Origin of the sequence: uncultured Paracoccus sp. (genome assembly GCF_947487305.1) — a bacterium.
Taxonomy (GTDB): domain Bacteria; phylum Pseudomonadota; class Alphaproteobacteria; order Rhodobacterales; family Rhodobacteraceae; genus Paracoccus.
Map to the genome: position 1 here is coordinate 67249 of NZ_CANKWH010000005.1, position 23745 is coordinate 90993.

Here is a 23745-nt window from a genome sequence, read left to right on the forward strand (position 1 = left end):
CGCGCCGTCCGCGTCATTACTAGCGATCCGGACCGCGTGACGCCAGAGCATCGCGGAGAGGCCAGCGCCAGAGCCGCGACCGACCACGTGTTACGACGTGACTTGCCCAGCACCCCCGATCTGCGCAAGACTTCGCCGAGGAGCGAGGACAATCGACGAATGAGAAATTCACTTGCGGCGCTGCTGGCACTCGGCTTGGCCGGATTGCAGTTCATCGCCGTTCTGGCGGTGGTGCTGTCCTCTTACCTGACCTCCGAGCGGACGCTGCTTGATCACGCGCGCTCGCTGCTGACCGATGTCGGCTATAACGCGACCGAGCATACCAAGGGTTTTCTCGATCCCGCGCGCAGCGCGGCCGAGCTGGCGGCGCGGTTGGCACAGCACCGGGTCGTAGCCAGCGACGATCCGGCGCTGCTCGAGCAATTCCTGTTCCAGCAATTGCGGGTGACGCCCAATTTCTCGGGCCTCTATTACGGCGACGAGAACGGCACCTTTGTCATGATCATGCGGACCGAGACGCCCGGCCGTTTTCGCTCCAAGATCATCCTGACCCAGCCAGAGCGTTCGGTGCAGTTCATCTGGCGGAACGAGGATTTCAGCGCCGTTGACAGCGAGTTCGACCCGGCCGACCAGTTCGACCCGCGCACCCGGCCCTGGTACCAGCGCGCCGCCGAAACGCGGGGCACGATCTGGACCGACCCCTATATCTTCTTCTCGGCCAAGGCGCCGGGCATCACCCTGGCCTCGCCGGTCTTCTCTTCCAGCGGCGCGATTCGCGGCGTCGTCGGCGTGGATATCGAGATCAGCAGCATCTCGAACTTCCTGTCGCGGCTGCGCATCGGCACCTCGGGCAAGGCGCTGATGATCAACCAGAACGGCGACGTGATTGCCCACCCCAACCAGGAACTGATCCAGACCGAGAACAGCGACGGCTCGCTGCGCTTTACCCAGATCGACGAGATCGAGGACCCGATTGCCCGCACCGCCTTTGGCAGCAGCGGGCTGAACGTGGCCGACAGCAAGACCCGTCGCGCAACCTTTTCCGAGATCACTTATGGCGATGCCCGCTATGTCGCAAGCGTCATGCCGGTGATCAGCGAGGAACTGCCCTGGACCATCGCGGTCTACGCGCCCGAGGACGATTTTACCGGCGAGATCAAGAAGAACCGGGCCACCAATGTCTGGATCGCGGCGCTGGTGGCCATCGTCACCGGGCTGATCGGACTGGCGCTGGCGCAATTCATCCATCGGCCAGTGCGTGCCTTTGCCGTCCGCTCGGCGCTGATCTCGCAGGGTGAGATCGACCCGTCCGAGCCGATGCCCAAGACCTATAGCGAGCTGGCCGAGGCCAATGCCTCGCTGGTGCGCCAGATCGTCGAGCGCAAGAAGACCGAGCGCGAATACGGCCTGACCTTCGACCGCTCGTCGCGCGGCATGGCCCAGATCGCACCCGAAAGCGGGCGGTTCCTCAAGGTGAACTCGACCTTCTCGGACATGACCGGCTACAGCGCCGAGGAACTGGCCGCCATGGACTATGCCGACCTTGCCCCGCCCGAGGATGCCGCGTTGCTCCGGCCGCTGACCCCGATGCAGGACGAGGATTTCGCCACCCATCGCGAGGCAAGGCTGATCCGCAAGGATGGCGATGCCATCAGCGTGACGGTGAACGCCATCCTGATCCGCGACCATAACGGCCAGCCGCTACATGCCGTCGTCGCCTTTGACGACATCACCGAGACCAAGGTGAAGGAAGGTCAGATCGCCCGGCTGAACCGCGACCTGTCGCATCTGGCGCGGGGCGAGACCATGGGCGAACTGGCCGCCGGGCTGGCCCATGAGGTGAACCAACCACTTGCCGCCATTGCCCAGAACGCCGATACCGCGCTTCTTGTGCTGGATCAGGCCAAGGACAGCCCGCCAGAACTGCGCGAGATCCTGACCGAGATCGAGAAACAGTCCCTGCGCGCCGGCGAGATCATCCGCGCGCTGCGCGGCTTTATCCGCAAGGAAGAAGTCACTACCGACCCCTTCGACCTGTCGGAGCTGGTCGAACAGACCCGTATCCTGGTCCAGCCCGAGGCGACCGAGGCCGGGGTTGCGCTGCACACGGTCCTTCCCTCGCTGCCGCCGGTTGCGGCCAACCGGGTGCAGATCGCGCAGGTTCTGGTGAACCTGATGCGCAACGCCATCGAGGCCATGCAAAAATCCGACCCGACGCTGCGGCAGGTAACGGTTGCAGCGCGGCAGATCGACCGACAGATCGAGGTTTCCGTCACCGATACCGGGCCGGGCGTCGATCCGGCGATCAGCCTGTTCACCAAGTTCGAGACGACGAAATCCACCGGGATGGGGCTTGGCCTGTCCATTTGCCGCTCGCTGATCGAGGCGAACGGTGGCAAGCTGTGGCTTGACCATGAGCATCCGGCCGGTGCCCGCTTCTGCTTTACCCTGCCGGTAAGGGCCGCCTGATGAAGAACGAGCAATTACCCATGGCCGAAGAGAACACCACCGCCCCCGCCGGCACCGTCTACATCGTCGATGACGACCCGGATATCCGCTCGTCCCTGTCGCGCGCGCTGAGGGTTCGGGGCTATGCTGTGGAAAGTTTCGACTCGGCGGCGGGCTTTCTCGAAAGCTATGACGGCAATCCCCATGGCTGCCTGATCCTCGATCAGGGCCTGCCGGGCATGACCGGGCTGGAGTTGCAGAAGCACCTGAACCAGGAAGGCCGCGCCCTGCCGATCATCTTCATCACCGGTCATGGCGGCGTGCCGGAATCGGTGCAGGCCATCAAGGGCGGGGCGCTGGATTTCCTCGAAAAACCCTTCCGCCAGTCCGAGCTGATCGAGCGGATCAACAGCGCTCTGGAATCCGCGGAACGGCTGATGCAGGTGGAGAACCAGAGCCGCGACGCGCGCTCGAAGCTGGAACGGCTGACCCCGCGCGAGCGCGAGATTGCCGATTACATGCTGGCCAATCCGGGCGACTTGTCCAGCAAGGGCATCGCCCGGGCGCTGGACATCAGCCCGCGCACGGTCGACCATCACCGGGCAAGGATTCTGGAAAAGCTGCAGATCGGATCGGTGGCCGAACTGATCGACCTGGCACGACGGCTGAACAATCCGCCCGTCGCATCCCGCGAGGTCTGAAGCCCGGCAGAGCAGCCTTCTTCCGGCGAACACGGCAGGACGAAAAATCGACCGCCAGAACCTTCTTGGTGGGTAACCGGTTCAGGCGGCCGCAGGCTATGGTATTGGTCTTATCGTTTGAAAAAAGTCACTCGTTACGAACCCAGAGAGAGCGTTCGCAGTGGCCGCCGGATCGCGGTTCGGCAGCCTTGTCAATCACTTGCCACATCACAAGGTCAGAATACGAAATGTTGCAGCCACGCGAAATGCGTGGCTTTGCCTAGGTAGAATTGCCTAGAAATGCCCAAATGGGCAGGAATTCGGTACCGTCAGGCCGAGCCACGCTGGATCAGTTGAAAGCCCACATCGACGACGGACGGCCCCGGCGTATGCTCGGCGAAACGGCTGAGCAATGCCCCCGCCGCCGCCTCGCCCAGAACAGCGCGGTCGACCCGGATGGTCGTCAGCGCCGGGTGGGTATGGGCGGCGAAATCCTGATCGCCAAAACCGATCACCGCGATCTGGTCCGGTACGCGAAGGCCCCGCGCCGCCGCCTCGGTCAGCAGGCCATGGGCGAACTGGTCGGAACTGCAAAAGACCACGCCAGCCATGAACCCCTGCCGGTCCAACAGATCGACCAGTGCCGCCCGGCCCTGTTCCAGCGTGGCGGTGCCGGGCTGGAAATCCACCGCCGGAACCTCTGCCCCGGTCATCCGATGAAAGGTTTGCACGAAACTGTCGCGCCGCCGGATCGCGCGGGCATCGCCGGCAGTCACGGTCGCCGCGCGCCGGTAGCCCGCCTTGACCGCGAATTCCGCCGCCGCCTGCCCCGTCGCCGCATGGGAAAAGCCGACGCAGCAATCGATGGGCGTTTCGCTGATATCCCAGATCTCGACCACCGGGATGCCCGATCCGATCAGCATCCGCCGCGTCCCCGGTGCGTGATGCACCCCGGTCAGCAGGACGCCATCGGGGCGGCGACTCAGCAGCGCCTCGACCAGCGCCTGTTCGCGCTCGGGGTCATGGCCGGTTTCCGACAGCATGATCTGATAGCCGTTTTCCCGCATGATCTCCGAGAAGCCATGCAGCAGGCTGGAATAGACGATATTCGTGAAGGACGGCACCAGCGCCGCGATCAGGTTGCTGCGGCGCGAGGCCAGCGCGCCCGCCAGCGCATTCGGCACATAGCCGGTCGCCCGGATCGCCTCGTGGATGCGGGCCAGCGTCTCGGGCGAGACCTTCGAGGGGTCCGACAGCGCCCGCGAGACTGTGACCTGCGACACGCCCGCCATGCGACCCACGGTCGTCATGGTGACGGCTGCGGAGGCTGGCAGGCCCGGCCGCCGTCTCGCTGCGTCGCTGTCGCCCATCACATCCCTGCCCAATGTTTACGCATTCATCATTTGAGAGGATTACTCCGCACCTTGTCAAGTGATGCCAAATTATCGACATTTTCGACCTGCACACCGCGCAAATCCGGCTTGACCCTCCGTCATGTATGCGCATACATCAGTTCATCCAGAATCGGGGGGAGGGGACGGATGGCCTTGGATGGACGCATAACCGCGGATCAATTGCGCAGCGCGCGCTGGTTCGCCCCCGATGATCTGCGCAGCTTTGGCCACCGCTCGCGGATGATGCAGTTGGGCTATGCCGAGGAAGAATTCGTCGGCAAGCCGATCATCGGCATCCTGAACACCTGGTCCGAACTGAATTCGTGCCACGGCCATTTCCCCGAACGGGTCAGGGACGTGAAGCGCGGCGTGCTGGCAGCGGGCGGTTTCCCGGTCGAGATGCCGGCGCTGTCGGTGGATGAAAGCTTCACCAAGCCGACCTCGATGCTTTATCGCAACATGCTGGCGATGGAGACCGAGGAAATGATCCGCAGCCACCCGCTGGACGGCGTGGTGCTGATGGGCGGCTGCGACAAGACCACGCCGGGGCTGGTCATGGGCGCGATCACGGCGGGCGTGCCGATGATCTTCCTGCCCGCCGGGCCGATGCTGCGTGGCAATTATGCCGGCAAGACGCTGGGGTCGGGCTCGGATGCGTGGAAATACTGGGACGAGCGCCGCGCCGGCAATATCTCGGACGAGGAATGGCTGGGCATTCAGGGCGGCATCGCCCGCTCGGTCGGCACCTGCATGACCATGGGCACGGCCTCGACCATGACCTCGATCACCGAGGCGCTTGGCCTCAGCCTTCCGGGTTCGTCCTCGATCCCTGCCGCCGATTCCGGCCATCAACGCATGGGCAGCGATTGCGGTCGCCGCATCGTCGACATGGTCTGGGAGGCGCTGACCCCCGACCGCATCGTCACCGAGGCCGCCGTGCGCAATGCCGCCATCGTCGCCATGGCCACCGGCTGCTCGACCAATGCCGTGGTCCATCTGATCGCCATGGCCCGCCGCGCCGGCGTCGATCTGACGCTCGACGATCTGGACGCGCTTGGCCGCGACACGCCGATGATCTGCAATGTCCGCCCCTCGGGCAAAGATTACCTGATGGAAGATTTCTACTATGCCGGCGGATTGCGCGCGCTGATGACGCAGCTGACCGAACGGCTAGACCTCTCGGCCCTGACCGTCACCGGGCGCACGCTTGGCGAGGGGATCGAGGGCGCCGTGGTCTACAACGACGACGTGATCCGGCCCTTGTCGAACCCGGTCTATGCCGAGGGCTCGCTGGCGCTGCTGCGTGGCAATCTCTGCCCCGATGGCGCGGTCATCAAACCCGCCGCCTGCGATCCGAAATACTGGGTCCATGAAGGCCCGGCGCTGGTCTTTGACAGCTATCCCGAGATGAAAAAGGCCATCGACGACGAGACGCTGGACGTGACCCCCGATCATGTGCTGGTCCTGCGCAATGCCGGGCCGCAGGGCGGGCCGGGGATGCCGGAATGGGGGATGCTGCCGATCCCCAAGGCGCTGATCAAGCAGGGCCACCGCGACATGCTGCGCATTTCGGACGCCCGCATGTCCGGCACATCCTACGGCGCCTGCGTGCTGCATGTCGCGCCCGAAAGCTTTGTCGGCGGGCCGCTGGCGCTGCTGAAGACCGGCGATATCGTGCGGCTGGACCTGCCCAACCGGCGGCTCGACATGCTGGTCGACGAGGCCGAGATCGCCCGCCGCCGGGCCGAATGGACCGCGCCGGAACCGCGCTTCGAGCGTGGCTGGGGCTATATGTTCTCGCGCCATGTGACGCAGGCCGACAAGGGTTGCGATTTCGACTTCCTCGAACGCGGCTTTGGCCGCGCCGCCGGCGAACCCGACATCTTCTGAGAGGCATCATGGCTCACGATCTGGACAAGGCGCTGGCCGGGATCTCCGGCATTCTGGTCACCCCCTATGACGCGGCGGGCGAGATCGCGCCCGGCAAGCTGGCGCCGATCATCGACCGGGCGATTGCGGCGGGCGTGCATATGCCGGTCGTCAACGGCAATACCGGCGAGTTCTACGCCCTGACCACCGACGAGGCCGTCGCCATGGTGGCCGAGGTCGCGGCGCTGATCGACGGGCGGGTGCCGCTGCTGGCCGGTGTTGGCCGCGGCATTCGTGACGCGGTGCGGCTGGCACGCGCCTCTGCCGATGCCGGGGCCAGCGCGCTGATGGTGCATCAGCCGCCCGATCCCTTCGTCGCCCCGCGCGGCACGGTGGATTACGTCAGGGCGATCGCGGACGCCTCGGGCCTGCCGATCATGCTCTATCTCAGGAACGACGCCATCGGCACCAAGGGGATCCAGGCGCTCTGCGAGATCCCGGGCGTCAAGGGCGTGAAATGGGCCACGCCCAACCCGATGAAACTGGCCGATGCCATCGCCGCCTGCGACCCGGCGATCACATGGGTCTGCGGTCTGGCCGAGGTCTGGGCACCGGCGCTTTATGCCGTGGGCGCGCGGGGCTTTACCTCCGGCCTCATCAATGTCTGGCCGGAACGCTCGGTTGCCATCCACAGCGCGCTGGACGCGGGCGATTTCGCCGAGGCCCGTCGCCTGATCGCCGAGATGCGCGCCTTCGAGGATATCCGCGCCGAAGAGCTGAACGGCACCAATGTCACCGGCGTCAAGGCGGCGCTGCAGGCCCTCGGTCAGGATTGCGGCCCGACAAGACCGCCCTCGGCCTGGCCACTGAGCGATGGACAAAAGGCGCAACTTCTGGCCTTCCTGCGCGCGAACAACCTGATCTGAAAGGAACGACCATGACCTTCACCCCTCACGGAAAACACCTGATCGCGGGCGAATGGGTCGGATCGGATCAGAGCTTTGCCTCCGAACCCGCGCATGGGCCGGTGCATCAGTTCTCGGTCGGCACGGTCGATCTGGTGAACCGCGCGGCCGAGGCGGCGGAAGAGGCCTTCTGGACCTATGCCTATACCACCCGCGAGGAACGCGCGGCCTTCCTTGACGCCATCGCCGACGAGATCGAGGCCCGGGCCGAGGCGATCACCGAGATCGGCAGCCAGGAAACCGGCTTGCCCGAGGCGCGGCTTCAGGGCGAGCGTGGCCGCACCGTGGGCCAGCTGCGGCTTTTCGCATCGCACATCCGTGACGGCGCCTATCTGGATCGCCGCCATGACAAGGCCCTGCCCGACCGCCAGCCGCTGCCCCGCCCCGATATCCGGGTGATCCAGCGGCCCATCGGTCCGGTCGCCGTCTTCGGCGCCTCGAACTTCCCCTTGGCCTTTTCGACCGCCGGTGGCGACACCGCCGCCGCGCTGGCCGCCGGTTGCCCGGTGGTGGTCAAGGGTCATTCCGCCCATCCCGGCACCGGCGAGATCGTGGCCGAGGCAGTTCTGGCCGCGATCGAAAAGACCGGCATGCCCAAGGGCGTCTTCTCGCTGATCCAGGGCGGCAAGCGCGATGTCGGCACCTCGCTGGTGCAACACCCGCTGATCAAGGCCGTGGGCTTCACCGGCTCGCTTGGCGGTGGCCGGGCGCTGTTCGATCTCTGCGCGCAGCGCCCCGAGCCGATCCCCTTCTTCGGCGAATTGGGCAGCGTGAACCCGATGTTCATCCTGCCCCATGCCGCCAAGGCGCGCGGGGCCGAGATCGGGAAGGGCTGGGCCGGTTCGCTGACCATGGGCGCGGGGCAGTTCTGCACCAATCCCGGTATTGCGGTGATCGAGACCGGCGCGGCGGGCGATGCCTTTGTATCCGCCGCCAAGGACGCCCTGGCGCAGGTCGGCCCGCAGACCATGCTGACCGAGGGCATCGCGAAAGCCTATCGTGACGGTCAGGCGCGGTTCGAGGGTCGCAACAGCGTGACCCCGCTGCTCTCCACCGAAAGCAAGGGCCGCGAGGCGAACCCGAACCTCTATGAAACAGACGCCGCGACCTATCTGCAGGATCACGCGCTTGGCGAAGAGGTCTTTGGCCCGCTCGGTCTGGTGATCCGGGTCAGCGGCACCGATGACATGGAAAAGCTGGCCAAAGGCTTCGAGGGCCAGCTGACCGCGACCATCCACCTGGATGCCGAGGACGCTGCCAAAGCCCGCCGCCTGCTGCCGATCCTCGAGCGCAAGGCCGGTCGCGTTCTGGCCAACGGCTTCCCGACCGGCGTCGAGGTCTCCGAGGCCATGGTCCATGGTGGCCCCTACCCCGCCTCGACCAATTTCGGCGCCACCTCGGTCGGCACCCTGTCGATCCGCCGCTTCCTGCGGCCGGTCAGTTTCCAGAACATACCTGAGGGCGTGCTGCCCGACGACCTGCAGGACATCTAGTTCAAAGAAGGAGCGCCACCATGAACCAAGCCACCCGCGACAAGCTGATGGGCGTGTCCGTCGCCACGCTGGCCAGCGTCCTTTACAAGCGCGGCCTGCGCAATCAGGTGATCCAGGGCGTCCATCCGCTTGGCTGGAAAGGCAAGAACATGGTGGGGCCAGCCTTCACCCTGCGCTACATGCCCGCGCGCGAGGATCGCAACCCGATGACGGTGTTCCGCAATGCCGATCATCCCCAGCGCGTCGCCATCGAGACCTGCCCGCCGGGCGCAGTTCTGGTGATGGACAGCCGCAAGCAGGCCAATGCCGCCTCGGCCGGTGACATCCTCATCACCCGGTTGATGATGCGCGGCGCGGCGGGAGTCGTGACCGATGGCGGCTTCCGCGATGCCGCCACCATCGCCGAACTGGAGATGCCGGCCTATCACACCCGGCCCTCCAGCCCGACCAACCTGACGAATAACGAGGCCATCGCCATCAACGAGCCGATCGGCTGCGGCGATGCGCCGGTCTTTCCGGGCGATATCATCGTGGGCGACGCCGATTGCGTCATCGTCATCCCCGCCGAGATCGCCGATGAGTGCGCCGACGAGGCTGCCGAGATGACCGTCTACGAGGATTTCGTCATCGAGAAGGTCAAGGCCGGCACACCGATCATCGGGCTGTACCCGCAGACCAAGTCCGAATTCGCCGGGGAATTCGCGGCATGGCGCAAGTCGCAGAACCGCTAACCGGCCTCGCCGCGCGGCAGGATCTCGGGCGTCAGTTCCGCCCGGATCAGCGCAGCAATGTCGCGCACCAGCGGCTCGGGCTCCTTGGGGCGCAGCGCCAGATAGAGATCGGAATGCAGCGCGTCGGGCGGCAGGCCGATATCGCGGATCTCGGTATTGGGCATGGCGATCTGGCTGTTCGAACGCGGCACCAGCGCCACGCCAAAGCCGCCGTCGACCAGCGACATGATCGTGTGGCTCTGCGCCACGGCAAAGATCATCCGCGGCGTCACGCCCTGCGCGTTCAGAAAGCCCTGCACCACCTCGGCCAGAAAGCCGCCGCGTTCGGTCGAATAGCCGATGAAGTCGATGCCATGCAGCGCGCTGACCGGGATCTCGTGCTGATCCAGCAGCGGATGACCGCGCGGGGCGGCAAGGACGAAGGGTTCGCTCCACAGCTTCTCGATCGGCAGGCCGGGATTGTGGCGCGGCAGGCGGATGACGGCGAAATCCAGACTGCCCGCCTGCAGCGCATCGACGGCCTCGGCGGTCATCACCTCGCGCAGGGTCAGATCGACCTCGGGCAGCGCCTCGCGCACCCGGCGGGCGATGCGGGGTATGACCTCGAGACAGGCCGAAGGCACGAAACCCAGTTCGATATGCCCGGCTTGCCCGCGCGCCGCCTGCCGCGCCGACAGGATCGCGCTTTCGGTGCGGGTCAGGATGTCGGTCGCATCGGCCAAGAGCCTGCGACCCGCCGGGGTCAGCCGGACCGAGCGGTTGGTGCGATCAAACAGCCGCGCGCCAAGCACGTGCTCCAGCAGCGCAATATGCCGCGACAAGGGCGGTTGCGTCATGTTCAGCCGCCGCGCGGCGCGGCGGAAGTTCAGCTCTTCGGCTACGGCCACGAAATAGCGCAGCTGGTTCAACTCGATCGTCGGTCCGCTCATCCCGCCCCCTTGCGCCATGGTGCGAGAGCCGGGCTTGAGCCGCAATATGTAATATTTTGTCATCTTATGATGAAGATATTAGATCATCTAAGTTTGACTGTATTTGCTAGGCATTGTGAAAGAACACTTGCGCGTCAATCGTCAAATACAGAAGTTTTCTTTTTACAAGATGACAAAATAACCGAAAGCTGTTAAGTCACATCTCCAAGGCGTGAATCGGGGGGATCATGCAGGACCGCAATGCCATCACGGGGGTCGCGATCATGGCGCTGGTGGCGCTTGGCGGCGCCGTGGACAGCGCCATCGTGCGACTGCTGGCGGGCGAGGTTCATCCCTTCGTCATCGGTTTCACCCGCGTCAGCTTTGGCCTTTTGGCGATGCTGCCGCTGATCCTGACCCGGCCGGGCATCCTGCGGACGCAGGCGCGCTTCAGCCATGTGCTACGCGCGGCGCTGAAGCTTGGCTCGCTGGTCGCGGTCTTTGCCGCGCTGCAGGCCGCGCCGCTGGCCACAGTCACCGCCATCGGCTTTGCCGCCCCGATCTTCGTCACCCTTGGCGCCTGGCTGTTCCTGTCCGAGAAGCCGGGGCCGCTGCGGCTGATGGGGCTGGTTCTGGGCTTTGCCGGGATCGTGGTAATTCTGGCGCCCTCGATCGGGCTGGGTGAGGGTGAGGCGCTGATGCTGGCGCTGCTTGGCGCATTGCTGACGGCGGCGATCCAGCTGATGCTGAAGGTCATGGGCCGGACCGAGCGCGCCGATACGCTGGTGGCCTGGAACCTGATCGTCTCGGTGCCCTTGGCCGCACTGCCGGCCTGGTATTTCTGGGCGACACCCACCGCGACCCAGTGGGGGCTATTGGCGCTGCAAGGCGTCATTGGCACGATCTCGCAACTGGGCGTCACCCGGGCGTTCCAGCTGGCCGATGCCTCGCTGGTCGCGCCGGTCGATTTCCTGCGCCTGCCCTTCGTCGCCGCCATGGCCTGGTTCGTCTTCAGCGAGCTGTCGCCGATCTCGACCTGGGCCGGCGCGGCGCTGATCTTTGCCGCCATCCTGTTGATGGCCGCCTCGGCGCGCGGGCGTCAGGCCGTGGTGCAGGGCTGATACCGATGACAGCACCAGTGATAGCGAGAACGTATCATTCTGCATCAGAAACGAGTCGACTGACATGCGGATGACCCTAAAATCGCGGATGACCCAGGAGGAGGGCCGGTCAAGGCCTCGGGTTCAGATGCTTGTCCGGCGTCTTGCGGCGACCGCCGGAGTGATTGCAACAGCCGCTCCTATGGGAGGACTACCATGAACTGTCGCGCAACCCTGCTCGGCGGGGCGACCTTGCTTGCCTTGTCGGCACCCGCCTTTGCCGCCGATACCGATGTCATCATCGCGCTGAACGAAGAACTTGAAACGGTCGAACCCTGCATGGCCTCGCAGTCGAATATCGGCCGCGTCATCCTGCAGAACATCTCCGAGACGCTGACCGAGCTGAACACCGAGGACGGCTCGCTGATGCCGCGTCTGGCGGAAAGCTGGGAGGATATGGGCAACGGCACATGGCGCTTCCACCTGCGCCCCGGGGTCAGCTTCTCGGACGGTTCGGCCTTTGACGCCGCCGACGTCAAGCATTCGATCGAGCGCACGGTCTCGCCCGACCTGACCTGCGAGATCGGCGCCAAGTTCTTCGGCGGCATGACCCTGACCACGGCGGTTGTCGATGACGCGACGATCGACATCACCTCGGACCCGGCCCAGCCGATCCTGCCGCTGCTGTTCTCGACCCTGACCATCGTGCCCTCGGAAACGCCGATGGAGTTTACCCGTCAGCCGATCGGCACCGGCCCCTATGTGCTGAGCGAATGGAATGCCGGGCAGAACATCATCCTGGACCGCCGCGACGATTACTGGGGCGAGGCCCCGGTGGTGACGAAGGCCACTTATCTGTTCCGCACGGATGACGCGGTGCGCGCCGCCATGGTGCCGGCGGGCGAGGCCGATATCGTGCCGCTGATCAACCAGAACGACGCCACCAACCCGGCCACCGATTTCGCCTATCCGAACTCGGAAACCACCTATCTGCGTCTCGACAGCAGCAAGGCCCCGCTGAATGACATCCGCATCCGCGAAGCGATGAACCTGGCGGTTGACCGCGAGGCGTTCCTTGGCACGCTGGTGCCCGCCGATGCCACGCTGGCCACCCACATGACGCCCCCGACAGCACTTGGCGCCGATGTCGATCTGGGCGTGCCGCCCTATGACCCCGACCGCGCCCGCGCGCTGATCGAGGAAGCCAAGGCTGCCGGTGTGCCGGTCGATACCGAGATCACCCTGATCGGTCGTCTGGGGAACTATCCCAACGTGACCGAGGTGCTGGAAGCCCTGCAGCAGATGTTCGCCGATGTCGGGCTGAACGTGAAGCTCGAGATGGTCGAGGTGGCCGAATGGGTCGAGCATTACTCGAAACCCTTCGCGGCGGGCGACAAGCCGGCGATGGTCTCGGCCATGCATGACAACAATCGCGGCGATCCGGTCTTCTCGATGTATTTCAAATATGCCTGCGACGGGTTGCAGTCGGGCATCTGCGACGAGGAACTGGACAAGCTGATCGCCGATGCCACCGCGGCGACGGGCGATGCCCGGGCCGAGGCCTGGCGCGCGGCCTTCCAGAAGGCGCATGACCTCTGGGCCGATATCTTCCTGTTCCACATGGTGGGCTTCAGCCGCGTCTCGGAACGGCTGGACTTCAAGCCGACCATCGCCACGAACTCGGAACTGCAGCTGTCGCAGATCAAGTTCAAGTAACCCCCTCGGGCGGCGGGGCGATCCCGCGCCGCCGCCCTTTCCTCTCCGGCCCATCAGCCCTGAAAGAGAGATCTGACGATGAAGAAATTTCTGTTCAAACGGGCAATTTCCAGCGCCATCTCGCTGCTCTTGCTGATCGTTGCCGTCTTCTTCCTGTCGCGCCTGACCGGCGATCCGACGGACCTTTATTTGCCCGTCGATGCCAGCCAGGAGGCGCGCGACAATTTCCGCGCCATCAACGGGCTCGACCAGCCGCTGATCGTGCAGTTCGGCCGCTATGTCTGGGACGTGCTGCATCTGGATTTCGGCGACTCGATCCGCCGCGCCCGCCCGGCGCTGGAAGTGGTGATCGAGGCCTTTGCCTGGACCCTGCAACTGGCGCTGATCACCATGTTCCTGGTCTCGCTGGCGGCGATCATCCTCGGCTCTCTGGCAGCCTTCAAGGTCGGCGGCTTCTTTGACCGCATCGCCACCTTCTTCTCGCTGATCGGTGCCGCCGCCCCGGATTTCTGGGTCGCCATCGTCGCCATCGTCATCTTCTCGCTTGGCCTCGGCTGGCTGCCCACATCCGGAACCGGTACGCCCCTGCACTGGATCCTGCCAATCGCCGTCCTCTTCATCCGGCCCTTCGGCCTGATCCTGCAGGTGGTCAGGGGTTCAATGATCAACGCGCTCTCCTCGGCCTATGTGAAGACCGCCCGGGCCAAGGGCGTGACGCCGAAGAAACAGGTCTTCGTCCATGCGCTCAGGAATGGCATGCTGCCGGTCATCACCGTCATCGGCGATCAGGCGGCGGGTATGCTGAACGGGGCGGTGATCGTCGAGACCATCTTCGGCTTCCCCGGCGTCGGCAAGCTGATGATCGATTCGATCCTGCAGCGCGACTTCTCGGTGATCCTCGCGGCGATCATGGTCACGGCCATCGCCATCTTCCTGATGAACATCCTGATCGACCTGGCCTATGCCGCGCTCGATCCCCGCATCCGCTATTAGGGAGGCGATCATGACCCAAGCAACCGAATCCGCGGCCCCCGAGAAGGAACGCAGCGGCTTTCGCACCTGGCTGTCGCTGCTCTGGGCCGACAAGCTCGCGTTCTTCGCCGCCGTCTTCCTGCTGATCGTGCTGCTTTGCGCCATCCTTGGCCCCTGGCTGCTGGACGGCGTGGCCACCAAGCAGAATCTGCGCGGCCGCAATGCCCCGCCCTTCGATCTGTCGCGCGGCTTCATGATGATCCTCGGCGGCGACCAGCTGGGCCGGCCGCTGCTGGCGCGGCTGATCGTGGCGGCGGGCAACACCATGGCGGTGGCCGCCGGCGCGGTGATGCTGGCCATGCTGATCGGCTCGACCCTCGGCCTGATCGCCGGCTATTCCCGTGGCCGCATGGCCGAGCTGATCCCGCGCCTCGCGGACGTGATCATGTCCTTCCCCTCGCTCCTCTTGGCAGTGATCGTCCTCTACATGCTCGACCCCTCGGTCGGGAACATCATCCTGGTCCTCGCCATCACCCGCATCCCGGTCTACCTGCGCACCACCCGCGCCGAGGTGCTGGAAGTGCGCGAGCGGATGTTCGTGCAGGCCGCAACCGTCATGGGCGCGCCCACGCGACGGATCATCTTTCGCCACATCCTGCCGATGATCCTGCCCACCATCCTGACCATCGCCACGCTGGATTTTTCCTTCGTGATGCTGGCCGAAAGCTCACTCTCCTTCCTCGGCATCGGCATCCAGCCGCCCGAGATCACCTGGGGCCTGATGGTCAGCCAGGGCCGGCCCTATCTGACCAGCGCCTGGTGGCTGTCCTTCTGGCCGGGTCTGGCAATCATCCTGACCACACTGTCCCTGAACCTTCTGTCGAACTGGATGCGCGTCGCGCTGGACCCGACACAGCGCTGGCGCCTTGAAATCGGAGCACGGAAACATGGCTGAGCCCCTTCTGGAAGTCCGCAACCTGTCGGTCACCTTCCACACCGCCCGTGGCCCGGTCGAGGCCGTCCGCAATGTCAGCTGGCAAGTCGCCCCGGGCGAGGTTCTGGCGATCCTTGGCGAATCCGGCTCGGGCAAGTCGGTCTCGGCCTCGGCGGTGATGGACCTGATCGACTGCCCGCCGGGCGAGATCACCTCGGGCGAAATCATCTATCGCGGTCGTGACCTGCTGAAGCTGAGCGCCGATGAACGCCGCGAGATCAACGGCAAGCGCATCGCCATGATTTTTCAGGACCCGCTGAGCCACCTGAACCCGGTCTATACCGTCGGCTGGCAGATCGAAGAGGCGCTGACCACCCATGGCACGCCGAAGGACAAGGCCCGGGTGGAAACCATCTCGCTTCTGGACAAGGTCGGCATCCCCAACCCCGAAGCCTCGGCGCGGAAATACCCGCACCAGTTTTCGGGCGGGCAGCGACAGCGCCTGATGATCGCCATGGCGCTGGCGCTCCGCCCCGACGTGCTGATCGCCGACGAGCCGACCACGGCGCTCGACGTAACCGTTCAGGCACAGATCCTCGCGCTTCTGGAGCAGTTGCAGCACGAGACCGGGATGGCGCTTCTCATCATCACCCATGACCTTGGCGTGGTCGCCGAAATTGCCGACCGGGTGGTGGTGATGAACGCGGGCGAGATCGTCGAGCAGGGCACCGCGGCGGAGGTCTATGCCAACCCCCAGCATCCCTATACCAAGCGGCTGATCGGTGCGGCGCCGGGCAAGGGCGCGATCCATGATGATCCGCCGACGACCGAGCCGATCCTGCTGTTGCAGAATGTCTGCAAGAAATACGGCGAATTCGAGGCACTGAAGGGCTGCAGTTTCGAACTGTGCGAGGGCGAAACGCTGGCCATCGTCGGCGAATCCGGCTCCGGCAAATCGACCACGGCGCGGGTGCTGCTGCGGCTCGAGGAACCGACCAGCGGGCGGGCGATGTATCACGGGCGCGACCTCTTCGCCCTCACGCCGCGCGAGCTCTTCGAGATGCGGCGCGATATCCAGATGGTGTTTCAGGACCCGACGCAAAGCCTCAACCCGCGCATGACGGTCTATCAGATCATCTCGGAAGCCTGGGCGATCCACCCCGAGATCCTGCCAAAGGCGCGCTGGCGCGAGCGGGTGGCCGAGCTTTTGGGTCAGGTCGGGCTGAAGCCCGAACACGCCCACCGCTATCCGCACCAGTTTTCCGGCGGCCAGCGCCAGCGCATCGCCATCGCCCGCGCCCTTGCGCTGGAACCGCGCGTGATCGTCTGCGACGAGGCGGTCTCGGCGCTGGACGTGCAGGTTCAGGCGCAGGTGATCGAGCTTCTGGACAAGCTGAAGGACGAATTCGGCCTCAGCTATATCTTCATCGCCCATGACCTGCCGGTGGTGCGCGACTTTGCCGACCGGGTGATCGTCATGCAGAAGGGCCAGATCGTCGAACAGGGCCCGGTGCGCGACATTTTCGAGAACCCGCGCGAAACCTACACGCGGAACCTGCTGGCGGCCTCGCTGGACCCCGATCCAGAGGTTCAGGCCCGCCGCCGCGCCGAACGACTGTCGAAGGAGGTTGCCTGATGTCGAAACCCGATGTGATGATGCTCTATCCCATGCGTCCCAAGGCAATGGAGCAGCTGGAGGCAGCCTATACGCTGCACCGCGCCGATCTGGCGGATGACAAGGCGGCCTTCATCGCCCTGCACGGGCCGAACTGCCGGACCATCGCCACCAACGGACACGAGCCGGTGACGCGCAAGATGATCGAGGCCATGCCGAAGCTGGAACTGGTCGCCTGTTCCAGTGCCGGGTTCGAAAGCTTTGACCTTGTTGCGATGGCCGAGCGTGGGGTGAAGCTGACCAATACCTCATCCGCGCTCAGCGATGACGTGGCCGACACGGCGATCATGCTGATGCTGGCGGCGCGGCGGTCGCTGGTCGCGGCCGAAGCCTATGTCCGCTCGGGTGACTGGGCCAGAAAGGGCATGTTCCCGCTGCAGCACACAATCTCGGGCAAGCGGCTCGGCATTGTCGGCATGGGCACGATCGGGCAAGAGATCGCCCGCCGGGCCGAGGCGATGCGGATGCAGGTCAGTTACTGGAACCGCAGGCCGAAGGACGTGCCGTGGCCGTTCCAGCCCGATCTGCTGCAGCTTGCCAGCGACAGCGATGTTCTGGTTGTCATCGTCGCCGGTGGCGAGGGCACGCGCGGGCTGATCTCGTCCAAGGTGATGGCGGCGCTGGGGCCGCAGGGTCTTCTGGTCAATGTCTCGCGCGGCTCGGTTGTGGACGAGCCGGCACTGATCGCGGCGCTGTCCTCGGGCGCGCTCGGTCAGGCGGCACTGGATGTCTTTGCCAGCGAACCCGACCCCGATCCGGCGCTGACCGCCCTGCCCAATGTGACACTGTTTCCTCATCACGCCTCGGGCACGGTCGAGACGCGGGACGCGATGGCGCAGCTGGTGGTGGACAATCTGGCCGCCTTTTATGCCGGACAGCCGCTGCTGACGCCGGTTGATCTCGGGGCCTATGCCCCTGTCCCCGCGCAGGGATGAGCCGGGGCGCTGTGCTGGTGACAGGGGCCAGTTCCGGCATCGGGCTGGCCATCGCGCAGGCGCTGCTGGCGGAGGGGTTTTCGGTCATCGGCCTGTCGCGCAGCGCAACAGAGGGGCTTGGTGCGGGTTTCACCCATCTGCCGATCGATCTGACCGATCCTGTGGCACTCACCGCCGCACTCGACGGCCTGCCGCCACTCGCGGGCGTGGTCCATGCGGCGGGCCTTCTGCGGGTCGGGCGGCATGACGCCTTCGATTTCACCGATGGCGCGCGCATGTGGCAATTGCACGTCGAGACTTCGGCCCGGCTGATCGGCGCGCTGGCTCCGCGCCTGCCCGAGGGTGGCCGGATCGTGCTGATCGGCAGCCGGGTGGCGCGCGGCGCGCCGGGCCGGGCGCTTTATGCGGCCTCCAAGGCGGCGCTTTCGGGTCTGGTGCGATCTGTCGCCGCCGAGCTGGCCCCGCGCGGCATCACCGTCAACATCGTCGCCCCCGGCGCCACCGACACGCCGATGCTGCGCGACCCCGAACGCGCCAGCGAGGCCCCGAAGCTGCCCCTCATCGGCCGGATGATCCGGCCCGAAGAAGTCGCGGCGGCGGTCGGTTTCCTGCTGTCGCCCCTCGCAGGCGCCATCACCGGGCAGGAGATCGTCATCTGCGGCGGGGCCTCGCTGTGACCCATCGCGTCCTCATCATCGCCGATGACCTGACCGGCGCCTTGGACAGCGGTTCCGCCTTCGCCATGCGCGGCCACGCGACGCGGGTTCTTCTTGACGCCGCCGGCCTGCCCGCTGCGCTGGCCGATCCTGACTTGCAGGTAATCGCCATCGCCACCGGCACGCGCGAGGTGCCTGTGGCCGAGGCCGCGCAGACGGTGCATCGCATTGCCGAAACGGCTGCGGGCTTCGACGGCATCCTGTTCAAGAAGATCGACAGCCGGATGAAGGGCCATATCGCCGCCGAACTAGCGGCCTTGCGGGGTGTCTTTCCACTGCCGGTTCTGGCGGTCCCCGCAATCCCGCGACTGGGGCGACTGGTTGTCGATGGCTGCGTGACCGGCGCGGGGGTCGAGACGCGGATCCCCATTGCCCCGAGACTTGGGATCGCGGCCCGCATTCCCGACACCACCAGCGACGCCCAGATTGACGCCGTTCTACCGGGCGCACTGGATCAGGCGATCCATGCCGGCGCCGCCGGTCTGGCCGAGGCTCTGGCCCGCGCCCTGCCGCCGGGTCATGCCACGGGTCCGATCGACCTGCCGCTCCCCCTGCTGATGGCCATCGGCTCGCGCGATCCGGTGACGCTGGCGCAGATCGCAGCACTGGAAACCGCCCCCATCACGGCCCCGAATGGCGCCGTTCCGACGCTGCCGGTGGCCGACCTGAGTCTGGTCCAGATGACAGCCGGTGTTGAACCTGTGTCTCCCGCTGAAGCCGCAGAAAACTTTGCAACCGGCATCGCCCGCGAGCTGCGCCGCAACCCGCCCCGCAGCCTCTTTGCCTGCGGCGGCGAGACCGCCCATGCCATCCTGCGCCAACTCGGCACCACCACCCTTGATTTGCTTGGCGAAATCCTGCCCGGCATTCCCGTGGCCCGCACGATTGATGGCAAGCGGACCGTCATCACCAAATCCGGCGGCTTCGGCGGGCCTGACGCCTTGCGGCAGTTGACAGGAAAATTTGTCAAATGATGCTCGGATAGGTTAGTCACGTGTCCGAAGCCGTTACGGAGCCAAAGATGACCTATGAAAACGCCAAGCCCAGAACCACGCTGGCCGACAAGGTCTATCACCTGCTGTTCACCCGGATCACCAATGGCGAATACGAGGTGAACCAGAAATTGCCGCCGGAGAACGCGCTTTCGGTCGAATTCGGCGTCTCGCGCCCGATCCTGCGCGCGGCGATGGAGCGGCTGCGCGACGAGGGCCTGATCTATTCGCGGCAGGGCGCGGGCAGCTATGTCCGCCTGCCGGTCAATGCGCCGGTGGGCTTTGCGCGGGTCGAGACGCTGGCCGATATCCAGCGCTGCTATGAATTCCGCCTGACGCTGGAATCCGATGCGGCGCGACTTGCGGCAGGGCGTCGGAACCAGGCGGCGCTGGAGGAAATCGACCGGGCGCTGGCGCTTCTGCGCGATGCGACCGGATCGATGCAGCACCGCGAGGATGCCGATTTCGCCTTTCACCTCGCCATCGCCAAGGCCTCGAACAACCAGTATTACGAGGCCACGATGCGGGCGTTGCGCGACCATATCAACGTCGGCATGAAGATGCATGGCCAGTCGCTGATGAGCGATGGCGCCAAGGGGCTGGAGGATGTGCTGGCCGAGCACACCGCCATCCGCGAGGCGATAGAGGATCAGCGGGGCGAAGACGCGGCGCGGCTGATGCGCGGGCATATCGAGCATTCGCGCGACCGGCTGTTCGGCGGCGGGTTGATCGATCTGCAGATGCGGAATTGACAAGTTATTTACAACATCACAAATAACTTGACATCTGACCCGGTTCGAGGCTGAATCCCCCTGCAAACACTGGGGGGATTCCATGACCGTTGACGAGATCGCCGCTTCGATGGCCGGCCGCCTTGCGGCCACCGCACCGGGCCGGGACGAGGCCTTCCTGCCCTCGCCCGCCGTCCAGAACCACGCCTCGTTCCTGGTCGAACTGCCCGACGGCGCGGTGATCTGCACCTGGTTCGGCGGCTCGCTGGAGGGCAAGTCCGACATTTCCATCCGCGCCGCGATCCTGCTGCCTGCTGCAAACCAATGGGGTCCGGTCTCGACGCTCAGCGACGACCCCGACCACTCGGAGCAGAACCCGGTGATCTTCCCAGCACCAGATGGGCAGTTGTGGCTGTTCCACACCTCGCAGCCCTCGGGCAATCAGGATGAATGCCGGGTGCGCATGGCGCGGCTGACCCGCGAGGGCGACCGGCTCAGGGCCGAAGCGGGCGATTATCTCGACCTGCCGCGCGGCTGCTTCATCCGCGCGCAATTGCAGGTGCTTGTCGATGGGTCATGGCTGCTGCCGCTGTTCCGCTGTGTCCAGCGGCCGGGCCAGAAATGGACCGGCAGTCACGATATCGCCGCCGTTGCGATCTCGCCAGATCAGGGGAAAAGCTGGTCCTATCAAGAGGTTCCAGGCTCGGTCGGCTCGGTTCATATGTGCCCGGTCGATACCGGCGCGCGGCTTTCGGCCTTCTATCGCCGGCGTCAGGCCGATTTCGTTTGCCGATCGGACAGCCTCGATGGCGGGCGCAGCTGGTCGGCGCCGGTGGCGACGGACGTGCCGAACAACAATTCCTCGCTGGCGGCGACCCGGCTGGCCACGGGCCAAATCGCGTTGATCTGCAACCCGATCAATGCCGAGATGTCGCCCGACCGCCGGGCTTCGCTCTATGACGAGCTGGGCGAGGAGGATGGCCGCCCTGATGCCGATCCGCAGGGCGGCTGCGCACCGATCTGGGGCGTGCCGCGTGCGCCTGTGGCGCTGTGCCTCTCGACCGATGGCGGGGCGAGCTTTCCCGAACGCTACCTGATCGAAGATGGCGATGGGGCGTGCCTGTCGAACAACTCGCTGGACGGGAAAAACCACGAACTGTCCTATCCCTGGCTGCTGGAGGCGACGAACGGGGCGCTGCATCTGAGCTATACCTTCCACCGCCGCGCCATCAAGCATGTGCGTCTGGCACCGGGCTGGCGCGAGCGGCTGACCCGGCTGTGAAAGGACGGCGCAGGTTGTAAAGCGATCAGACCTTGGCGCGGCGTCCCTGCGCCAGCTTCCCGGCATAATCCAGCGCCGACAGCATGTTGACATGATTGGCCCGGCCCGTTCCGGCAATGTCGAAGGCGGTGCCATGATCGACCGAACTGCGGTCGATGGGCAGGCCAAGCGAGACATTCACCGCAGAGTCGAAAGCGATCAGCTTGATCGGGATATGCCCCTGATCGTGATATTGCGCGACGACCAGATCGAAGGCACCGTTATAGGCGCGGTGAAACACCGTATCGGCCGAGATCGGCCCCTGCACGTCGATCCCCTCGGCCCGGGCGATCTCGACCCCCGGCGCAGTCTGCAGATCATCCTCGCGCCCGAAAAGTCCGTTTTCCCCGCAATGCGGGTTGATCCCGGCAACGGCGATCCGCGGGTTCTCGATCCCCATGCGGCGCAGGTGACGATGACCGGTGCGGATGGTTTCGGCCACACGCTCGGGCGTGGCGCGGGTGATGGCGTCCTTCAGCGAGACATGGGTCGAGACGTGGATGACGTTCAGCCGTTCCGAGGCCAGCAGCATCCACGAAGACTTGCAGCCGGTCAGCGCCGCCAGCATCCCGGTATGGCCGTCATAGTGATGGCCGGCGGCATTCAGTGCCTCCTTGTTGATCGGCGCGGTGACGATGCCCGCCGCCTTGCCGCCGCTGGTCAGCTCGACCGCGCGCTTGATGTATTGAAACGACGCCTCGCCGCAGGCGTCGGACAAGACGCCGAAGCGGCCCGGCAGCCCGCCGACCGGGACATGGATCACCTGCAACGCGCCGGGCTTCGGCGCGTCGGACAGATCAAGCTGAACGCTGCTGGCCGCGATGGCCCGGTCCAGCGTGTCGCGGTCGCCGATGACGGCATAGCCGGCGCGCGCCTCGGGCGGCAGCGAGGCGATGGCTTTCACGGTCACCTCGGCGCCGACGCCCGAGGGGTCGCCCATGGTGATGACGATGGGTTGGTCGGTCATGGGGCGTCCTTTCGGTGGGAGGAATCGGGGCGGGGGGTCATGCCGTCAACTCGTATTTACGCAGAATTTCGCGGATGGCGGCATCCTGCGCGGCATCGGGCAGCAGCGCCGGCTGACGCGACTGCCCGACCGAGGGGTCCATCTGGAACAGCGCCCGCTTGACCAGCGCCGGCGGGAAGCCAAGCGCGTAAAGATCCTTGCGCAGCCCGGCAAAGACCGTCTGTGCCGCCTCGCCCCCGGCATCGTCGCCGGCATTGAAGCTGGCGATGATCTGGGCCAGCACCTGTGGTGCGACATTGCCCAGACCCGAGATCACCCCGGCGCAGCCCTGCTGCAAGCCCCAGTGGACCAGGTGGTCGGGGGCGCAATAGACCTCGAAATTGCCTTGGTCGCGGGCGACATCCAGATAGTCCATCACCGTCTCGGTCGAGCCGCCGGAATCCTTGATCCCGGCAATGTTCGGATGGCGGGCCAGCACCCGGGCGGTATCGGGCTCGATATGGTTCTGGGTGCGCGCCGGAATGTCATAGAGATAGACGGGCGTCGTCACCGCATCGGCGACGGTGGTGAAATGGCGGATCAACCCGTCCTGCGTGCAGGCGATGAAATAGGGGGTGATGACGGCGATGCCCTCGACCCCCATGCGGTCGAAAGCGCGCGCGAGCTGCAGCGTCTCGAAGGTCGCCGGGCAGCCGGCATTGACGATCACCTTCACCTGCCCCGCCACCTCGTCCATCACCGCCTCCAGCAGGTCGATCTTCTCGCCCTGGGTCAGCGCGGTGAAATCGCCATTGGTGCCACAGCACATGATGTTGTTGCCGGCCGCGACCTGACGGCGCACCTGCGCGCGCGTGGCCTCGAGGTTCAGCGTCTCGTCCTCGTTGAAACAGGTGACAAGCGCAACATAGGCCGAACGGGGGGATTGGGTCATGAGTCACCTCGCAATCGGGCCGTTTCTGTCGGGGCGATTCCCCGGCATGGCGAGCCTTGGCGGGAAATTGGCGTAAAGATGATAAGTTGTCAATAACAGTTGCCGGATTTCTGACAGTTCACGTGACTCAGCGCCCAGCTTCTGCGGCATCAACCCGGCAAATCTTCTGCCACATATATCTGATTCTGACGTAAAATGCGTGCTATGAGAAACCAAACACGGCCAGACCGGAGACTGAGCGGCCCGAATCTGCCATCAAACATACTT

Annotated in this window: 20 protein-coding genes; 16 read left to right on the top strand and 4 right to left on the bottom strand. The window is 65.4% G+C overall.

Annotated elements, in window-relative coordinates; all coding sequences use genetic code 11:
- Positions 1 to 159: 159 nt before the first annotated feature.
- Positions 160 to 2469: a cache domain-containing protein gene (locus tag Q1A36_RS07950; RefSeq protein ID WP_299841746.1), complete on the top strand. Its 2310-nt coding sequence runs from the start codon at positions 160 to 162 to the stop codon at positions 2467 to 2469.
- Positions 2469 to 3149, top strand: a complete 681-nt coding sequence (locus Q1A36_RS07955) for a response regulator (protein ID WP_299841748.1) — start codon at positions 2469 to 2471, stop codon at positions 3147 to 3149. Before Q1A36_RS07950 ends, Q1A36_RS07955 begins: the two co-directional genes overlap by 1 nt.
- A 308-nt stretch (positions 3150 to 3457) precedes the next feature.
- Here Q1A36_RS07955 and Q1A36_RS07960 read toward each other — a convergent pair whose 3' ends face one another.
- Positions 3458 to 4438 carry a LacI family DNA-binding transcriptional regulator gene (locus Q1A36_RS07960; RefSeq protein ID WP_299841750.1) on the bottom strand — a complete coding sequence of 327 codons (981 nt, stop codon included), beginning with the start codon at positions 4436 to 4438 and terminating at the stop codon, positions 3458 to 3460.
- Positions 4439 to 4669: 231 nt separating this feature from the next.
- On the opposite strand from Q1A36_RS07960, the gene araD reads away from it, so the two are divergent.
- Genes araD through Q1A36_RS07980 form a run of 4 tightly spaced genes read left to right on the top strand, consistent with a single transcriptional unit; the run spans position 4670 to position 9580 of the window.
- On the top strand, positions 4670 to 6412 hold the full coding sequence (araD, locus tag Q1A36_RS07965) for an L-arabinonate dehydratase (RefSeq protein WP_101753052.1): 1743 nt from the start codon (positions 4670 to 4672) through the stop codon (positions 6410 to 6412).
- Positions 6413 to 6420: 8 nt separating this feature from the next.
- Positions 6421 to 7317 carry a dihydrodipicolinate synthase family protein gene (locus tag Q1A36_RS07970; RefSeq protein WP_299841753.1) on the top strand — a complete coding sequence of 299 codons (897 nt, stop codon included), beginning with the start codon at positions 6421 to 6423 and terminating at the stop codon, positions 7315 to 7317.
- Between the two features lie 11 nt (positions 7318 to 7328).
- On the top strand, positions 7329 to 8849 hold the full coding sequence (locus Q1A36_RS07975; protein ID WP_299841755.1) for an aldehyde dehydrogenase (NADP(+)): 1521 nt from the start codon (positions 7329 to 7331) through the stop codon (positions 8847 to 8849).
- A 20-nt stretch (positions 8850 to 8869) separates the two neighbouring features.
- Entirely contained in the window at positions 8870 to 9580 is a 711-nt protein-coding gene (locus Q1A36_RS07980) for a ribonuclease activity regulator RraA (protein ID WP_299841757.1), read from the top strand.
- Here the strand turns inward: Q1A36_RS07980 and Q1A36_RS07985 are convergent.
- A complete protein-coding gene (locus Q1A36_RS07985) occupies positions 9577 to 10509 on the bottom strand; it encodes a LysR substrate-binding domain-containing protein (protein WP_299841759.1) in 933 nt (310 codons plus the stop codon). The two genes, Q1A36_RS07980 and Q1A36_RS07985, sit on opposite strands and share 4 nt — an antisense overlap.
- A 227-nt stretch (positions 10510 to 10736) precedes the next feature.
- On the opposite strand from Q1A36_RS07985, the gene Q1A36_RS07990 reads away from it, so the two are divergent.
- From Q1A36_RS07990 to Q1A36_RS08035, 10 genes are all read left to right on the top strand, one after another.
- The gene (locus tag Q1A36_RS07990; RefSeq protein WP_299841761.1) at positions 10737 to 11609 is read left to right on the top strand and encodes a DMT family transporter; all 873 of its coding nucleotides are present in this window, start codon (positions 10737 to 10739) and stop codon (positions 11607 to 11609) included.
- Between the two features lie 195 nt (positions 11610 to 11804).
- Positions 11805 to 13304: an ABC transporter substrate-binding protein gene (locus Q1A36_RS07995; RefSeq protein ID WP_299841764.1), complete on the top strand. Its 1500-nt coding sequence runs from the start codon at positions 11805 to 11807 to the stop codon at positions 13302 to 13304.
- Between the two features lie 78 nt (positions 13305 to 13382).
- A complete protein-coding gene (locus Q1A36_RS08000; RefSeq protein ID WP_299841767.1) occupies positions 13383 to 14297 on the top strand; it encodes an ABC transporter permease in 915 nt (304 codons plus the stop codon).
- A gap of 10 nt (positions 14298 to 14307) precedes the next feature.
- Positions 14308 to 15231, top strand: a complete 924-nt coding sequence (locus Q1A36_RS08005) for an ABC transporter permease (RefSeq protein WP_299841768.1) — start codon at positions 14308 to 14310, stop codon at positions 15229 to 15231.
- Complete coding sequence (locus tag Q1A36_RS08010) at positions 15224 to 16846, top strand: ABC transporter ATP-binding protein (protein WP_299841771.1); 1623 nt, start codon at positions 15224 to 15226, stop codon at positions 16844 to 16846. Before Q1A36_RS08005 ends, Q1A36_RS08010 begins: the two co-directional genes overlap by 8 nt.
- Positions 16846 to 17820, top strand: a complete 975-nt coding sequence (locus Q1A36_RS08015; protein ID WP_299841773.1) for a 2-hydroxyacid dehydrogenase — start codon at positions 16846 to 16848, stop codon at positions 17818 to 17820. Before Q1A36_RS08010 ends, Q1A36_RS08015 begins: the two co-directional genes overlap by 1 nt.
- Positions 17817 to 18497, top strand: coding sequence for an SDR family oxidoreductase (locus Q1A36_RS08020; RefSeq protein WP_299841776.1), 681 nt, complete (start codon positions 17817 to 17819; stop codon positions 18495 to 18497). Before Q1A36_RS08015 ends, Q1A36_RS08020 begins: the two co-directional genes overlap by 4 nt.
- Entirely contained in the window at positions 18494 to 19510 is a 1017-nt protein-coding gene (locus tag Q1A36_RS08025; RefSeq protein ID WP_299841779.1) for a four-carbon acid sugar kinase family protein, read from the top strand. Before Q1A36_RS08020 ends, Q1A36_RS08025 begins: the two co-directional genes overlap by 4 nt.
- Before the next feature lie 47 nt (positions 19511 to 19557).
- Positions 19558 to 20280, top strand: a complete 723-nt coding sequence (locus tag Q1A36_RS08030; protein WP_299841782.1) for a FadR/GntR family transcriptional regulator — start codon at positions 19558 to 19560, stop codon at positions 20278 to 20280.
- 82 nt (positions 20281 to 20362) lie between these two features.
- A complete protein-coding gene (locus Q1A36_RS08035; RefSeq protein ID WP_299841785.1) occupies positions 20363 to 21541 on the top strand; it encodes an exo-alpha-sialidase in 1179 nt (392 codons plus the stop codon).
- 25 nt (positions 21542 to 21566) lie between these two features.
- On the opposite strand, the gene pdxA is transcribed toward Q1A36_RS08035, so the two are convergent.
- Together pdxA and Q1A36_RS08045 are read right to left on the bottom strand one after the other, a co-directional pair.
- Positions 21567 to 22547 (bottom strand): 4-hydroxythreonine-4-phosphate dehydrogenase PdxA, encoded by a 981-nt coding sequence (pdxA, locus tag Q1A36_RS08040; RefSeq protein ID WP_299841788.1) that lies wholly within the window; start codon positions 22545 to 22547, stop codon positions 21567 to 21569.
- A 37-nt stretch (positions 22548 to 22584) separates the two neighbouring features.
- Positions 22585 to 23478 carry a dihydrodipicolinate synthase family protein gene (locus Q1A36_RS08045; protein ID WP_299841791.1) on the bottom strand — a complete coding sequence of 298 codons (894 nt, stop codon included), beginning with the start codon at positions 23476 to 23478 and terminating at the stop codon, positions 22585 to 22587.
- Positions 23479 to 23745: the final 267 nt, after the last annotated feature.